Origin of the sequence: Pseudomonas sp. IT-P218 (genome assembly GCF_949767605.1) — a bacterium.
In the GTDB taxonomy this organism is placed as follows: Bacteria; Pseudomonadota; Gammaproteobacteria; order Pseudomonadales; family Pseudomonadaceae; genus Aquipseudomonas; species Aquipseudomonas putida_AE.
The window spans coordinates 180,584-196,740 of record NZ_CATKQQ010000022.1; the positions used below are offsets into that span (position 1 = coordinate 180,584).

Genomic DNA, 16,157 nt, shown 5'->3' on the forward strand with positions numbered 1-16,157 from the left:
CGATTGTTAATGGAGAAATACTATGTCACAGGGTCGTCCGAACTCTATCAGTAGAAGCAACAATGCGCGTCATGGCCACGTTTTTTCTCCCTCTTCACGGGCACATTTTGAGTGGCTCGCGGGGAGACTCGACTTAGGGGCTCTGAACCAACGCGAGTCCGGCAAGTTTTTTCCTCTGACTGCCGGCGGGCTCAGGGATACTTTTGCCAAAGATGACGACGCCAACGTCCCGCCGCCTCCGGATGGAAAAATTGCCAGTGCCAATCAACTGACCGGTGCACAACTGGATGAACCAGGGAGTCATTGGAAAAAACATGATGTGCGAAGTGGCGAAACGCTGGACATTTCCTGGCGTTTCAGCGCGAAGCACGCGACCCGGCGCTGGAACTATTTCATGACCAGGGAAGGTTGGGATCCTGACAAGGTCCTGTCGCGCGACCAGTTTGAAGCGGAGCCGTTTTACACAGTGCAAATCAACCTGCAACCGCATTGGTCCCATGGCGAGCAAATGTTGCCCGCTTCACCCACCACCCATGGTGTCCCACTACCGGAACGGGACGGGTACCACGCATTGCTGGCCGTCTGGGAAGTGGCCAACACTTCCATGGCTTTTTACCAAGTGATTGATCTGAATTTCGTGCCACCGGAAGGCGGCGGTGAACGGCCGGATCCACCGACTGGACTGGCTGCTGTCAAGGTCACTGACAAGCAGGTACTGTTGAATTGGAATGCAGGAACCGGTCCCTTTCCGATCGCCTCCTACCGCATTTCGCGTAACGGAAGATTTTTGGTTGATGTAGACGCTCCGAATCTTGCTTTTGCCGATAACAGCGTGGCGCCTGAAACCCAGTACACATATGCCATCAGCGCGGTCGACGATCGCAGCCATATCTCTGCGCCCAGCCGGCCGATTCAGGTGCATACCTTGCCAGAAGGTGGAGCGGGGCCTACCGCTCCGACGAACCTGCACAGCATGGGCCAGACCACACAAAGTGTCAGCCTGATGTGGGGGGCATCCACCGGCACGGACCCAATAGTCGACTACCTGATCTATCGGGACGACATTCATATCAAAACCGTGAGCGTCACTCAGACCTCTTTTGTCGACTCTGGCCTCACACCAGACACCCCATACCGTTACGCGGTGAAAGCGCGCGACCTGAACAACAAGCTTTCGTCGTCCAGTAACGTTCTGAGCGTCAGCACTGAGAGTGGCGGGGGCGAGTATCCGGCATGGAAACTGAACACTCAGTATGCAAAAGACCAGCGAGTGAGACACGCTGCAAAGAACTGGTCCTGCCTTCAGGCACACACCTCGTACGTAGAAGACTGGGCCCCTGGGGTGGGCGACAATGTGCTTTGGGTCAAACTGGCCTGACCTTTGACGGACTCATTGTGCTTTGCTGAAAGGCCTTGATGATCGCAGCCTGCGGCAGCCCTTGGAGGGGCTGCCGCAGGCTGCGATCTTTTGATTTTATTTCGGATAAAGCGGCGGCAACCCACTGTCCCCAACCGGATCCTGAACCCGTTCGGCAATCGGAATCGTCCGGATCGCCCGCCACAAATCTTCCCCTTGCCAATGCTGGCCGGTTTCGCTGTACAGAGCGCCGTTCAAACCGTCGAGGGCGTCGGACAGCGGGACGAAGCGGGCGGCCATGTCGGCCAGGGTTTCCGGTTGTTGGCGGGCCCAGGCGTCGAGCGCCTGGCGGGTGGCGTGGGAATCGTTGGCCTGGCAGGCACGCTTGAGGTCGTCGAGCACCGTGCGTGGGCTCGGGCCGGTTTGTGCCGCCCGCAGGATTGCTGGTTGCCAGCGTGCCCGCCACCAGAGGCCGAACCCCAGCAGGGTGGTGCAGGCGAGGATCAGGGTGCTGAGTTTCCAGCGCCAGAGGGTTTCGTTGCTGGCACTGCTGTCCATTGGTGTGGCGCCGGCCGGAGTATCGACCAGCAGGCTCGGATTGGCCGCCACCTGCAGGGTCCGGGCGGGCAGGCTGCTGTGCTCCAGATGGTCTTCGAAGGTGTTCCACCAGACCACCTCGACCGACGGCAAGTCGATGGCGCCGCTGCGCGAAGGCACCAGCGCCTCGCGATCTTCGCGACTACCCACCAGGCCTCGTTCGGTATTCTGGTTACCCAGCACCGGTTGATCGGGATAGCGTCGCAGGCCACTGACCTCGGTGCCGGGCAGGGGCGGCAGTTGCGAACTGGCCAGGCCTTCGGCCTTGACCGTCAGGCTGCGGGTGAGCGAATCGCCGACCTGGACGTGTTCCGGCTCTGGATTCCAGCTTTCGCTCAGGGTCAGGCTGCGAGCCGGTAGCCAGGGCAGGTCGGCGGGATAGGTGATGGGTTTGGCCTTGACCGTCAGCAGGATCTCGCCGGAGCTGACGCGCATCAACTTGCCGGATTTCGGCGCCTGGGCGCTGGCGTCCTGCACGGGCTGCGCCTCCACCAGTGCGGCATTGAATATCTGCGCCGGGATGATCAGTTCACCGCTGTGTTGCGGGTAGATCGCGTAGCGCATCTCGATCACGCCATGGCGAATGCCGTTGATGTCTTTCTCGTAGGTGCGTGACTCGCCGAGCTGTTCGATGCGCGCGTCGGGAATTTGCAAGGGCGGCAGGCTGCTGTCGTCGTACAGGGACACCGAATGGTAGATGCGCAAGGTCAGGATCGCCTGGGCCTGCACGTACACGGTGGTCTGATCGAGGCTGGCGTCGATGAACACCGCTGCCTGCTTGTTCGGGCTCGCCTGGGTGTCGCTCTCGACCACTTGCACGGTGATCGGCTGGCTCTGCACGTCGCCCAGCGCGAGCGGGGGGATCACCAGGGTGCCGTTGTGCAAGGGCAGCAGGGTGACGATCCAGCGGGTGGTGGCCTGGTTGTCGCCATTGAGGGTGTTCAACTGGTTGACCTGGCGGGTGCCACGCACTTCGAACAGGGGCTCCAGTGGCGTCAGGTCCGGCTTGCCGAACTGGGTCACGTCGTTGGATTCCAGGGTCAGTTCGATGGTCTCGCCGGAATTCAGGCGAGCCCGGTCGACACTGGCGACCAGCTCGGCTGCCTGGGCCTGCACGACACAGAGCAACAAGGCGGGCAGCGGGGCGAGCATGAAGGCGGTGAAGCGGGTCATCGAGTTTTTCCCTGATCCTGATGTTGTTGCTGTTCGTACCAGAACTTGCGTCTGAGCAATTCACCCGGGTCGTCCGGGATCTGCCTGAGCCATTGCTCCAGCGCCTGCTGCTGCTCGGCATCGAGACTGTCGCTGGTCGGGGGCATGGGGGCAATGGTGTGCTGTTCATCTCCCAGTTCGCTGCCCGGGACCTCGTTGGCGCCGGGGCGCGGCGGTGTTGTGGCGGACGGCTCGGTGGCGGCTTGGGTCGGTTCGCCAGCGGTTTGCGGCTCACCCGTTGTCGACGGCTGCGCAACGCTACTGGGTGGTGTTTCCTGCGCCGAATCGGCGGCCTCCTCATTGGCGGCTTTGTCAGGGGCGGGCGCGGTGGCTTGCTGCTTGAGCAGGCTTTCCACCAGGGCCTTGTTGGTCAGGGCCGGGCGCAGATCCGGTTGGCGTTCGAGGGCCTGTTCATAAGCATCCACGGCCGCCTCCAGCTCGCCGCTTTTGGCCAGGGCGTTGCCACGATTGTAGTGGGCGTGGGCGTCGTTGCCCTCGGCGAACCGCTGGGCGGCGCCCGTGTAGTCGCCGGCTTCGTAGAGAGCCACGCCTTGCCACTGGTGATCTTCGAAGTGCCGGGCCGCCTCGGCCGGGCGTTTCTGCTTGAGCAAGTGCTGGCCCTGCTGGTCGGGGCGCAGCCACAGGTCCTGGAAGTCGAAGGCATAGCCCGGTTGCGGCAGCATGAAAAATAGCGGCAGGCAGAACAACCAGCCGCGACGACCGGCGCAGGCGGCCAGCAACAGCAGCGGCAACAGCAGCCAGTAGCCCTGGTCGGCCCAGGTGTCGAGGCGCAGGGTCTGGCCGTCGTTGCGCAGGTTGCGCGGCCCGTCGAGCAGGCCGAGGGCGCGCAGATCGCCATCGCTCAGGCGCGCGTGGCGGTAGTGTCCGTCCAGCTCGTTGATGAAGGCCTTCAGGCCGGGCTCATCCAGGCGCGACACCAGGATCGCTCCCTGTTCGTCCTTGAGGAAACTGCCATCCTCCTGGGTGATCGGGGCGCCGTCGGCGGTGCCGATGCCAAGCATGAGCAATTGCGTCGACTTGCCGCTCAAGGCGCGGCTGATGCCCAGGCGCTCCGGTTCGCTCAGGGAAGTGCCGATCAACAGGATCCGACCGTCGCCCAGTGCGGCCTGTTCCAGCAAGGCCAGGGCCTTGACCACCGCCAGATCGGCACGCTGGCCGGCTTCGGGCATCAACGACGGCTTGAGCGCATCGAGCAGGTTGCGGCTGGTGGACAGGTCGTCCGACAGCGGCACCAGGGTGTGGGCGCTGCCGGCGTAGACGACGATTGCAGTCTGCGCGTCGTTGCGGCTTTGCAGCAGGTCGAAGAGTTTGCGCCGGGCCTGTTCCAGGCGGTTTGGCTGAACGTCGGTGGCGAGCATTTGCGGGGTCAGCTCAAGGATTACCACCAGCGGGTCAGCGGGTTTCTGGCTGATCTGCTCGACGCGGGAAAAGCTCGGTCCGATCAATGCGACGACAGCGATCGACCAGGCCAGGCCCAGGGCGATCCACGGCAGTTTGCTTTCGCGTCCGCTGCCGCCACTGAGCAACGCCGCATGGAACGCCGGCGGCAGGATCATCTGCCAGCGCCCCGCGCGCTTCTGCCGATGCCACAGTTTCCAGAGCAACCAGCCAAGCAGCGGCAGCGACAGCAGCCACCAGGGGCGGAAAAAGTACGGCCAGAGTGCGCTCATCGGCGCCTCCGCAGGCGCAGGCGTTTGAGGCGCTGGCGCCAGTCAGGCAATGGCGATTGCAAGAACAGGTCCTTGGTGAAAAATCGTTGCAGCGGGTTGTCCGGCCACAGCTCGCGCACCACCAGCAGCATGCTCAGCCACAACGCCAGCGCCAGCGGCCAGTGGTACAACGCCTGGGCCGGACGGGCCTGGGTCGGTTGCTGGGTCACGGGCTCCAGTTTGTCGAGGGTGCCCTTGATCGCTTGCAGTTCCTGGCCATCGCGAGCGCGGAAGTACTGGCCGCCGGTGGCGTCGGCGATCGCCTTCAAGGTGGGTTCGTCAAGATCCAGGCTCGGATTGATCCCCAGGAAACCGGGGGTGCCGCTTTCTTCCGGGTCGGCGCCGATACCGATCGGGTAGATTTTCACCCCTTCCTTGGCCGCCAGGCGCGCAGCGGTCAGCGGATCGATTTCGCCGCCGTTGTTGGCGCCATCGGTGACCAGAATCAACACGCGGCTTTGCGCCGGGCGTTGTCGCAGGCGCTTGAGGGCCAGGCCGATGGCGTCACCGATGGCGGTGTTCTTGCCGGCGATGCCGATACGCGCTTCGTCGAGCCAGACGCGCACGGTATGCCGGTCAAACGTCAGGGGTGCCTGCACGTACGCCCGGCTGCCGAACAGGATCAGCCCGACCCGGTCGCCGTCGCGACTTTCGAGGAAATCGCCGAGCAAATGCTGGACCAGGGTGAGGCGGCTGACGTCATCGTCCTGCCACTGCATATCGGGAAAGTCCATCGAACCGGACACGTCCACCGCCACCAGCAGGTCGCGCCCGCTGGCTGCAATCGGCAACGGCTCGCCGAGCCATTGCGGGCGCGCGGCGGCGCTCAGCAGCAGCAACCAGAGCAGCAAAAACGGCGCCTGCTGACGCCAGGCGGGCAAGTTGGCCCGGGCGCGGCGTTTGGCCAGGCCTTCGAGGTCAGCGAGAAAACTGACCTTGAGTGCCGGTTCGCCACTGTCGGCCACCGGCAACAGCACACGCATCAACCAGGGCAGCGGCAGCAGGGCGAACATCCACGGCCAGGCGAACTCAAACATGTTTGCGAATCCAGGTGTCGACCGCCTGGGTCAGGCCGGCGATGGCCTTGTCGTCCAGCTTGCATTCGGGCTTGTAGGCGCCTTCGACCAGCACCATCCAGCGGGTCAGGCCGGCAGCGGGGCAGCGGTTGTCGAGAAAAGCCAGCCATTTGCGGCCATTGAGGGTATGGCTCTGGCTGTAGGGGTAATGGTTGCGGCACAGACGCTTGAGCAGGCCATTGAGTTGCTGCAGCCAGGCACCGGCGGGCGCGCCGTCGTAAGGTTTGGGCATGCGCGCCAGTTCCGCCAGTGCGGCCACGCGCACCGGGTCCAGCGGTTGTTCGACGGGGGCTACCGGTTGCTGGCGAGTCAACAGGTGCCGCAGCTTCCACAGGCCAAAGCCGATGGCCGGCAGCAACAGCAGCAGCAACCACCAGCCCGGTGCCGGCGGCCAGAACTCCACGGGGGGCGGAGAAATCAGTGGCTGCAACTGCTCGAGACTGCTCATCGACCTTTCCCCGGCTGCTGTGGGTTGAGGTACTCGCGCAGTTGCTCGACCATTTCACTTTGCGTGCTCAGCGGCATCAACAACACTCGAAGCTTCTGGGCCAGCAGCTCCCAGCGGGCGATGCGCGCTTCGGCCTGGGCACGGTAGGTCTGGCGCAGGTCGAAGTTGAGCGTGTCGAGTTCCAGTTGTGCGCCACGCTCGGCGAAGCGCAACAGTCCGGCGGCAGGCAGGGCATGATCCAGCGGATCGGACAATGGCAGCAGCAACAGGTCGCAATGGCGCGACAACAGGCTCAGCTGTTGTTCGGCGCTTTCGGACAAGGCGCGCTCGTCGCAGATCACGATCGCCAGGCTGCCGGGCCGCAACACCTCCCGCGCGCGGCGCAAGGCAATGCCGAACGCATCGCGATCGGGCTCGCTTTCGGTGTGCAGCGACTGGTTGACCCGCACCAGGCGGTTGAGCAACTGCAGCAGGCTCTGTTTGCTGCGCCTTGGCTTGATTTCGTAATGCTCATTGTCGCCGAACACCAGGCCTCCGACCCGGTCGTTATGCCCCAGCGCGGCCCAGCCGATCAGGCTCGCGGCCTGGGCGGCGAGCACCGACTTGAACATCAGCCCCGAGCCGAAGAACAACCGACGACTCTGCTCGACCATGATGAAGATCGGCCGCTCGCGTTCTTCGTGAAACAGCTTGGTGTGGGGTTCCTGGGTCCGGGCGGTGACGCGCCAGTCGATGCTGCGCACGTCGTCGCCGGCTTGATAAACCCGCACCTGATCGAAATCCACGCCACGGCCCCGCAGCTTGGAGTGGTGCAGGCCGATCAGCGGGCTGCGCTGGCTCGGTGTGGAAAACAGCTGCACTTCGCGCACGCGATGACGCATCTCGATCAACTCGGCGAGGCTGACACGGATGCCCGGTTCGGGCGGCAGGATGGCGTTCATCGGGGTCAAGCGACGGCTACGACGTCGAGAATCCGCTGGACCACCCGGTCCTGGTCGATACCGGCGGCTTCGGCTTCGAAGGAAAGAATGATGCGGTGGCGCAATACATCGAACAGTACCGCCTGGATGTCTTCGGGGCTGACGAAGTCGCGCCCGGCCAGCCAGGCGTGCGCCCGGGCGCAGCGATCCAGGGCAATCGAACCGCGGGGGCTGGCGCCGTAGGCGATCCATTCGGCCATTTCCGGATCGAACTTGGCCGGGGTGCGCGTGGCCATGACCAGTTGCACCAGGTATTCCTCCACGGCGTCAGCCATATACAGGCCGAGAATCTCCTTGCGTGCGGCGAAGATCGCCTGCTGGCTAACCCGGCGTTCGGGCTTTGTTTCGCCGTTCAAGGCTTCGCCACGGGCTTGTTGCAGGATGCGGCGTTCAACAGCCGCGTCTGGAAAACCGATTTTCACGTGCATCAGGAAACGGTCCAGCTGCGCTTCGGGCAGCGGGTAGGTGCCTTCCTGCTCGATCGGGTTTTGCGTGGCCATCACCAGGAACAACGGCGAAAGCTCATAGGTGCTGCGTCCGACACTGACCTGGCGCTCACCCATGGCTTCGAGCAATGCCGATTGAACCTTGGCCGGGGCACGGTTGATTTCGTCCGCCAGCACCAGGTTGTGGAAGATCGGGCCCTGCTGGAACACGAAGCTGCCGGTTTCCGGGCGATAGATCTCGGTACCGGTGATGTCGGCAGGCAACAGGTCGGGGGTGAACTGGATGCGATGGAACTGCGCTTCGATGCCTTCTGCCAGTTCCTTGATGGCCTTGGTCTTGGCCAGGCCAGGGGCCCCTTCAACCAGCATGTGGCCGTCGGCAAGCAGGGCGATGAGCAAGCGCTCGATGAGTTTTTCCTGGCCGAGAATCTGCGTTGAAAGAAAGGTTCGCAGCGCTAGCAGCGCTTCACGATGTTCCATCGATGACTGTTCCTGGAGAGGGTGACCGAAGACGTTCGTATAACGCCAGGGCTGGGGGCGTTACTTTAATCCATCGCGGGGGGCGGCGACTAACGGCATTTTGTGCAAAATGCGGGAAATGGTTGGGGATTTGCTGGTTTTTGCAGGGCGACAGTCCTGAGGTGACTGTCAGGGCCTCATCGCTGGCAAGTCGAATCGTCGCGCCGCAGTCCTACAGTTATTGGCGGTGTGGATGCTATCAGTGCAACACAGCGGTCACTGTAGGAGCTGGCTTGCCAGCGATAGGGCCGGTTCAGCCACATCAAATCTGACTGATAAAGGTCCCGGTACCGTCAAGGATATTCTTCAGGGTTTCCTGAACCTCCGCCAGATCCACCATGTCCGGGTCAAAAGTGATCTCCAGCACATCATCCCCATTCAACGCATCGGCATCCGCCGCGGCGATCTCGATCTTCAGCAGGGTAGGGCTGAGGGTAACCTTCACGCCATCCAGGGTCGAAGGCTCGCCATCGAGGGTGATCTCAAGCTCATCCTCATCCGGATACCGACTTATGAGAAACATCTCACCCTTTTCGCTATGGCAGCACAGCATCGCCATGTCGTCTTCTTCTTCATCGCAAGGGTTGACGATCAAGAGGGCGGTGGTCATTTGCATGGGGAATTCCTGGCTCGGCGAGCGTGATGAACGTAAAAAAATGCAATTCTGCCAGTCCACGGATATTTCTGCTGCCTCAGGTTGCTGAGGTGGCGGGAAAACACCGATTTCCATTATCACTCTGATGTATCGAAAAGCCGATACAACTAGACCCTGTGAATGATGAAGGGTACTTCTCACGGACTTTTCCTAACTTGCCATAGGAAATTTCCGATCCTGTTGCAGGAGGTTTGCGAGCCCTGAAAATAACGCCAGGAAGCAGGTTTTTTACTTGTCTTTGCGCATTTCAATCCCTTAGCGTGATCGCCCAGACGCAAAGGATTGCGCAGTCAATCATGTAAAAAGGACCTCTTTCGATGAGTCAGTATTTCGAACGGGCAGATGAGATCAAGCACCTGTCCGAGGAACAAATCGAGCAACTGTACCAGCGCTATCTGGACGGTGAAAAAAGTGCCGACCTGAAAATCGAGTTCAACATTGCGCCTGAAGTCCGCAGTCTGTTGAAGATATTGCCGCCGATCATCAGCAAGGACCTGACGTGCCCCTACTGCGACCTGCCCATGTGGGTGCGCCGGCACGCCAAGGGTACCCCTGTCTCACTTCGTAACCCTTTCAAGTGCGTGCGTTGCGAGCACTATCACCATGAGCCTGGCCACCAAGGGCGAATCAAGCGCTGTACCTGCAATGAGTGCTACAAGCTGCGCCAGCAGGAAATCGCCGCCCAGGCGCAGCGTGATCGTCTCGAGCTGCAGAAACGCTACGCCACGCCGCGTCCGTCGGTGCCTTATGCATCGCTGGGCTTCGTCCAGAAACTGGCACTGCTCGCCTTGCTCGACGACGGCCAGGTCGACGGTGGCGAGCGCATTGCCTCGCTCGCCACCGGGGTCAGGAGCGAACCTCTGGCACCCACTGATGAGGCCAGTGAAGCGCTGGTGAGGAACCTGCACGAGACCGGAGCGCTGGACGTCGACCTGGATGGCGACATCAAGGCCTTCGATCGGGCGTCCGGCTACCAGATCAAAGACTTCTGCTCCGTGCGCTGGCTACCCAATGTCGCATTGGAACCCGGCATGCGCGGCACTCGCGACGCACTGTACGGAGCTTTGTATCAAGAGCTGTCAGGCAGTGTTCAGCCCGCCTGGAAAAGCGAATTGTACGCCTTGATGTTGAGCCTGGCCCGGGACGAGTCGCTTCAGTACATCCAGATCCTGGCCAGTGAAGTGAGTTTTGTATTCAGTGCCCAGGGGCGCGCCGAAACCGTTGTCGGCCAGCTTCTGCAGGACTTTTCGGTGAGCCACATCTACTACTTTGCGCGGTTGGCGGTGAAGAATGCCGCGCATTTCTACGCCACCGGCAATTCCAAGGGCCGTAACCACGCTTGCAACACCATCCCGGGCAACATGTTGGGCACGGCGCAGGATGCAAAGGCGCGAAACTGGCGCAAAACCGCCTATCGCGATTCGCGAGTGCCGCAGTCGGCCTTGCACCGAATCCTGTATGACGTGGTACTCAAGGACAGCGGAGCAGGTTTCTCCAAGTCCCCGGGCCTCTACTGGCGTGACGAACTGGTGCCACGGTTTTTCTCTGGCAATGGCTGCACGGCGGACCAGGCCGGGCATCTGCAGCTGTTCTGTCGTGAATGTGATTCAACCAACGTCGATGCCAGCATGGACAAGAAGACGATTCAAATGCTCTGTTACGACTGCGCGACAGTGAGCCGATTTCAGGCGTTCGATGACTTGATCGACTGAATCGGTCGAGGTTCCTTCAATGAGCAGCATTAGCGTCCATGGTCGGTTCGGCGATCATGGATGTTGTCAATTTCTGGTTGGGGCGGGGAGGGCGCGTCCCGACCTGCCGTTCTGGTACGGTTGTCCCGCAAAAACTGTGCAATCAGCCCCGAAATCGCCTTCGGCTGCTAGTGTTGTTCAATGCGCGCCTGCAGAGCAGCGTACCGTTGACCGAATATGTCGCAGCACCGCAAGCATGGGCCTTGCCGCACTCGTTAAGCTGCGCAACGGATGAGCACCCGTAAAGGCATTGCGCTGCACCCGGCCCAGTCGCTTTTGCAGATGCCCATTCACGGAAGGTGAATGTGACCCGAGTGTCTCGTTTAGCTTCACCCTCCTGTCGCCCTGTTTCCTCTGCCCGAGAATCAGGAGCAGGGTGACGGATAGCTTTGAAACATAGCCCCGAACAGGGGTGTTACGCGCGACGCTTTCATCAATAACAAGCCCAAGCGGAGTACCACAGATGGCGTTCTTCACCGCAGCCAGCAAAGCCGACTTCCAGCACCAACTGCAAGCGGCACTGGCGCAGCACATCAGTGAACAGGCACTGCCACAAGTGGCGCTGTTCGCTGAACAATTCTTCGGCATCATTTCCCTGGATGAACTGACCCAACGTCGGTTGTCTGACCTCGCTGGCTGTACTCTTTCTGCGTGGCGCCTGCTTGAGCGCTTCGATCACGCGCAACCGCAAGTGCGCGTCTACAACCCCGATTACGAACGCCACGGCTGGCAGTCGACCCACACTGCGGTCGAAGTGCTGCACCACGACCTGCCATTCCTGGTGGACTCGGTGCGCACCGAGCTGAACCGTCGCGGCTACAGCATCCACACCCTGCAGACCACCGTGCTGAGCGTGCGTCGTGGCAGCAAGGGCGAGTTGCTGGAAATCCTGCCAAAAGGCACCCAGGGCGACGACGTGCTGCAAGAGTCGTTGATGTACCTGGAAATCGACCGTTGCGCCAATAACGCCGAACTGAACGTGCTGGCCAAAGAGCTGGAGCAAGTGCTCGCTGAAGTGCGCGTGGCGGTGGGCGATTTCGAGCCGATGAAAGCCAAGGTCCAGGAAATCCTCACCAACCTGGACAACAGCCAGTTCGCCGTCGATGCCGACGAAAAGAGCGAAATCAAGAGTTTCCTGGAATGGCTGGTGGGCAACCACTTCACCTTCCTCGGCTACGAAGAGTTCGTGGTCAGCGATGAAGCCGATGGCGGTCACATCGTCTATGACAAGGACTCCTTCCTCGGCCTGACCAAACTGCTGCGCGCCGGCCTGAGCTACGATGACCTGCGCATCGAAGACTACGCCGTCAACTACCTGCGCGAACCGACCCTGCTGTCGTTCGCCAAGGCAGCGCACCCAAGCCGTGTACACCGTCCGGCTTACCCGGACTACGTGTCGATCCGTGAAATCGACGCCAACGGCAAGGTCATCAAGGAATGCCGTTTCATGGGCCTGTACACCTCCTCGGTGTATGGCGAGAGCGTGCGGGTCATCCCGTACATCCGCCGCAAGGTCGCGGAAATCGAACGCCGTTCCGGCTTCCAGGCCAAGGCTCACCTGGGCAAGGAACTGGCCCAGGTGCTCGAAGTGCTGCCGCGCGACGACCTGTTCCAGACGCCGGTGGACGAGCTGTTCAGCACCGTGATGTCAATCGTGCAGATCCAGGAGCGCAACAAGATCCGCGTGTTCCTGCGCAAGGACCCGTACGGTCGTTTCTGCTACTGCCTGGCCTACGTGCCGCGTGATATCTACTCCACCGAAGTACGGCAGAAGATCCAGCAAGTGCTGATGGATCGCCTGAAAGCCTCGGATTGCGAGTTCTGGACCTTCTTCTCCGAGTCCGTGCTGGCCCGTGTGCAGCTGATCCTGCGCGTCGACCCGAAAAACCGCATCGACATCGACCCGCAGCAGCTGGAAAACGAAGTGATCCAGGCCTGCCGCAGCTGGCAGGACGATTACTCGGCGCTGACCGTCGAAAGCTTCGGCGAGGCCCAGGGCACCAACGTGCTGGCCGACTTCCCGAAAGGCTTCCCGGCCGGCTACCGCGAGCGTTTCGCAGCGCATTCGGCTGTGGTCGACATGCAGCACCTGCTGAGCCTCAACGACAAGAACCCGCTGGTGATGAGCTTCTACCAGCCGCTGGGCCAGGTCGGCCAGCGTGAGCTGCATTGCAAGCTGTACCACGCCGACACCCCGTTGGCGCTGTCCGACGTCCTGCCGATCCTGGAAAACCTCGGCCTGCGCGTGCTGGGTGAATTCCCGTACCGCCTGCGTCACACCAATGGCCGCGAGTTCTGGATCCACGACTTCGCCTTCACCGCAGCCGAAGGCCTGGACCTGGATATCCAGCAACTCAACGACACCCTGCAGGACGCGTTCGTCCATATCGTGCGCGGCGATGCCGAGAACGATGCGTTCAACCGCCTGGTCCTGACCGCCGGCCTGCCTTGGCGTGACGTGGCGCTGCTGCGTGCCTACGCCCGTTACCTCAAGCAGATCCGCCTGGGCTTCGACCTGGGCTACATCGCCAGCACCCTGAACAACCACACCGACATCGCTCGCGAATTGACCCGGTTGTTCAAGACCCGTTTCTACCTGGCGCGCAAGCTGAGCAGCGACGATCTCGAGCAGCGTCTGGAACATGCGATCCTGACCGCGCTGGACGACGTCCAGGTGCTCAACGAAGACCGCATCCTGCGTCGCTACCTGGACCTGATCAAGGCCACCCTGCGCACCAACTTCTACCAGACCGACGCCAACGGCCATAACAAGTCGTACTTCAGCTTCAAGTTCAACCCGCACTTGATCCCTGAACTGCCAAAACCGGTGCCGAAGTTCGAGATCTTCGTCTACTCGCCACGCGTCGAAGGCGTGCACCTGCGCTTCGGCAACGTCGCCCGTGGCGGCCTGCGCTGGTCCGACCGTGAAGAAGACTTCCGTACCGAAGTCCTGGGCCTGGTAAAAGCCCAGCAAGTGAAGAACTCGGTGATCGTGCCGGTGGGTGCGAAGGGCGGCTTCCTGCCGCGTCGCCTGCCACTGGGCGGCAGCCGTGACGAGATCGCGGCCGAGGGCATCGCCTGCTACCGCATCTTCATTTCGGGCCTGTTGGACATTACCGACAACCTGAAGGACGGCGCCCTGGTGCCGCCGACCAACGTCGTGCGCCATGACAACGATGACCCGTACCTGGTCGTCGCCGCGGACAAGGGCACCGCGACCTTCTCCGACATCGCCAACGGCATCGCCATCGACTACGGCTTCTGGCTGGGTGACGCGTTCGCCTCCGGTGGTTCGGCCGGTTACGACCACAAGAAAATGGGCATCACCGCCAAGGGCGCGTGGGTCGGCGTACAACGCCACTTCCGCGAGCGCGGCATCAATGTCCAGGAAGACAGCATCACTGTGGTGGGCGTCGGCGACATGGCCGGTGACGTGTTCGGTAACGGCTTGCTGATGTCCGACAAACTGCAACTGGTCGCGGCATTCAACCACCTGCACATCTTCATCGACCCGAACCCGAATCCGGCGACCAGCTTCGCCGAGCGTCAGCGACTGTTCGACCTGCCGCGTTCGGCCTGGTCGGATTACGACACCAGCATCATGTCCGAAGGCGGCGGCATCTTCTCCCGTAGCGCCAAGAGCATCGCGATTTCCCCGCAGATGCAGGAACGCTTTGACATCCAGGCCGACAAGCTGACCCCGACCGAACTGCTCAATGCCTTGCTCAAGGCACCGGTGGACCTGTTGTGGAACGGCGGTATCGGTACCTACGTCAAGGCCAGCAGCGAAAGCCACGCCGATGTCGGCGACAAGGCCAACGATGCGCTGCGCGTGAACGGCAACGAACTGCGCTGCAAAGTGGTGGGCGAGGGCGGTAACCTGGGCATGACCCAACTGGGGCGTGTCGAGTTCGGTCTCAATGGCGGCGGTTCCAACACCGACTTCATCGACAACGCCGGTGGCGTGGACTGCTCCGACCACGAAGTAAACATCAAGATCCTGCTGAACGAAGTGGTTCAGGCCGGCGACATGACCGACAAGCAGCGTAACCAGTTGCTGGCGAGCATGACCGACGAAGTCGGTGGCCTGGTCTTGGGCAACAACTACAAGCAGACCCAGGCCCTGTCCCTGGCGGCCCGTCGCGCCTTGCCGCGGATTGCCGAGTACAAGCGCCTGATGAACGATCTGGAAGGTCGCGGCAAGCTGGATCGCGCCATCGAGTTCCTGCCGAACGAAGAAGCGATCAACGAGCGCATCGCTGAAGGCCATGGCCTGACCCGTGCCGAGTTGTCGGTGCTGATCTCCTACAGCAAGATCGACCTCAAGGAGCAGCTGCTGGGCTCCCTGGTGCCGGATGACGACTACCTGACCCGCGACATGGAAACCGCTTTCCCGCCAACCCTGGTGAGCAAGTTCTCCGCAGCGATGCGTCGTCACCGTCTGAAGCGCGAAATCGTCAGCACCCAGATCGCCAACGATCTGGTGAACCACATGGGCATCACCTTCGTTCAGCGACTCAAAGAGTCGACCGGCATGAGCCCGGCGAACGTGGCCGGTGCCTACGTGATCGTGCGTGACATTTTCCATCTCCCGCACTGGTTCCGTCAGATTGAAAACCTGGACTACCAGGTGTCCGCCGACGTGCAACTGGAGCTGATGGACGAGCTGATGCGCCTGGGCCGTCGCGCCACGCGCTGGTTCCTGCGTGCCCGTCGCAACGAGCAGAACGCTGCCCGTGACGTCGCGCACTTCGGTCCGCACCTGAAGGAGTTGGGCCTCAAGCTCGACGAACTGCTCAGTGGCGAGATCCGCGAGAACTGGCAGTCGCGCTACCAGGCATACGTCGAAGCCGGTGTACCGGAGTTGCTGGCGCGCATGGTGGCGGGTACTTCGCACCTGTACACCCTGCTGCCGATCATCGAGGCCTCCGACGTGACCGGCCAGAACCCTGCGGACGTGGCCAAGGCCTACTTCGCCGTGGGCAGCGCGCTGGACATCACTTGGTACCTGCAACAGATCAGTGCCTTGCCGGTTGAAAACAATTGGCAGGCCCTGGCCCGTGAAGCGTTTCGCGATGACGTCGACTGGCAGCAACGTGCGATCACCATCTCGGTCCTGCAACAGGGCGACGGCACCCAGGACGTGGAAACACGCCTGTCGCTGTGGATGGCACAGCACGGCAGCATGATCGAACGCTGGCGCGCGATGCTGGTGGAAATTCGTGCCGCCAGCGGCACGGACTACGCCATGTACGCAGTAGCCAACCGTGAACTGCTGGACCTGGCGCTGAGCGGGCAAGCGGTGGTGACTACCCCCGCACCAGCCAGCGAAGTGCTTGAGCCGGCGGCCTGATCAGGCGTTGATTGAAAAAGCCCCGCATTGAGA

10 protein-coding genes are annotated in these 16,157 nt (G+C 61.8%); 3 read left to right on the forward strand and 7 right to left on the reverse strand.

The annotated features are described in order from the left end of the window. Positions 1-22 precede the first annotated feature (22 nt). The gene (locus ACM6I6_RS15010; RefSeq protein ID WP_323605815.1) at positions 23-1,378 is read left to right on the forward strand and encodes a lytic polysaccharide monooxygenase; all 1,356 of its coding nucleotides are present in this window, start codon (positions 23-25) and stop codon (positions 1,376-1,378) included. A gap of 96 nt (positions 1,379-1,474) precedes the next feature. Here ACM6I6_RS15010 and ACM6I6_RS15015 read toward each other — a convergent pair whose 3' ends face one another. The 7 genes from ACM6I6_RS15015 to ACM6I6_RS15045 form a co-directional block, all read right to left on the reverse strand. Beyond that, the gene (locus tag ACM6I6_RS15015) at positions 1,475-3,127 is read right to left on the reverse strand and encodes a BatD family protein (RefSeq protein WP_274076980.1); all 1,653 of its coding nucleotides are present in this window, start codon (positions 3,125-3,127) and stop codon (positions 1,475-1,477) included. After that, a complete protein-coding gene (locus ACM6I6_RS15020; protein WP_274076979.1) occupies positions 3,124-4,857 on the reverse strand; it encodes a tetratricopeptide repeat protein in 1,734 nt (577 codons plus the stop codon). The genes ACM6I6_RS15015 and ACM6I6_RS15020 overlap by 4 nt, the downstream gene beginning before the upstream one ends. Continuing rightward, a complete protein-coding gene (locus ACM6I6_RS15025) occupies positions 4,854-5,933 on the reverse strand; it encodes a vWA domain-containing protein (RefSeq protein ID WP_274076978.1) in 1,080 nt (359 codons plus the stop codon). Before ACM6I6_RS15025 ends, ACM6I6_RS15020 begins: the two co-directional genes overlap by 4 nt. Beyond that, positions 5,926-6,420 carry a DUF4381 domain-containing protein gene (locus tag ACM6I6_RS15030; RefSeq protein ID WP_274076977.1) on the reverse strand — a complete coding sequence of 165 codons (495 nt, stop codon included), beginning with the start codon at positions 6,418-6,420 and terminating at the stop codon, positions 5,926-5,928. The genes ACM6I6_RS15025 and ACM6I6_RS15030 overlap by 8 nt, the downstream gene beginning before the upstream one ends. Then, positions 6,417-7,361, reverse strand: coding sequence for a DUF58 domain-containing protein (locus tag ACM6I6_RS15035; protein ID WP_274076976.1), 945 nt, complete (start codon positions 7,359-7,361; stop codon positions 6,417-6,419). The genes ACM6I6_RS15030 and ACM6I6_RS15035 overlap by 4 nt, the downstream gene beginning before the upstream one ends. Positions 7,362-7,366: 5 nt before the next feature. Continuing rightward, a complete protein-coding gene (locus ACM6I6_RS15040) occupies positions 7,367-8,326 on the reverse strand; it encodes an AAA family ATPase (protein ID WP_008150800.1) in 960 nt (319 codons plus the stop codon). 301 nt (positions 8,327-8,627) lie between these two features. Beyond that, the gene (locus ACM6I6_RS15045; RefSeq protein WP_414920132.1) at positions 8,628-8,981 is read right to left on the reverse strand and encodes a hypothetical protein; all 354 of its coding nucleotides are present in this window, start codon (positions 8,979-8,981) and stop codon (positions 8,628-8,630) included. 356 nt (positions 8,982-9,337) lie between these two features. On the opposite strand from ACM6I6_RS15045, the gene ACM6I6_RS15050 reads away from it, so the two are divergent. Further along, positions 9,338-10,732, forward strand: a complete 1,395-nt coding sequence (locus tag ACM6I6_RS15050; RefSeq protein WP_414920133.1) for a hypothetical protein — start codon at positions 9,338-9,340, stop codon at positions 10,730-10,732. A gap of 502 nt (positions 10,733-11,234) precedes the next feature. Continuing rightward, positions 11,235-16,124: an NAD-glutamate dehydrogenase gene (locus tag ACM6I6_RS15055; protein ID WP_274076972.1), complete on the forward strand. Its 4,890-nt coding sequence runs from the start codon at positions 11,235-11,237 to the stop codon at positions 16,122-16,124. Positions 16,125-16,157 lie beyond the last annotated feature (33 nt).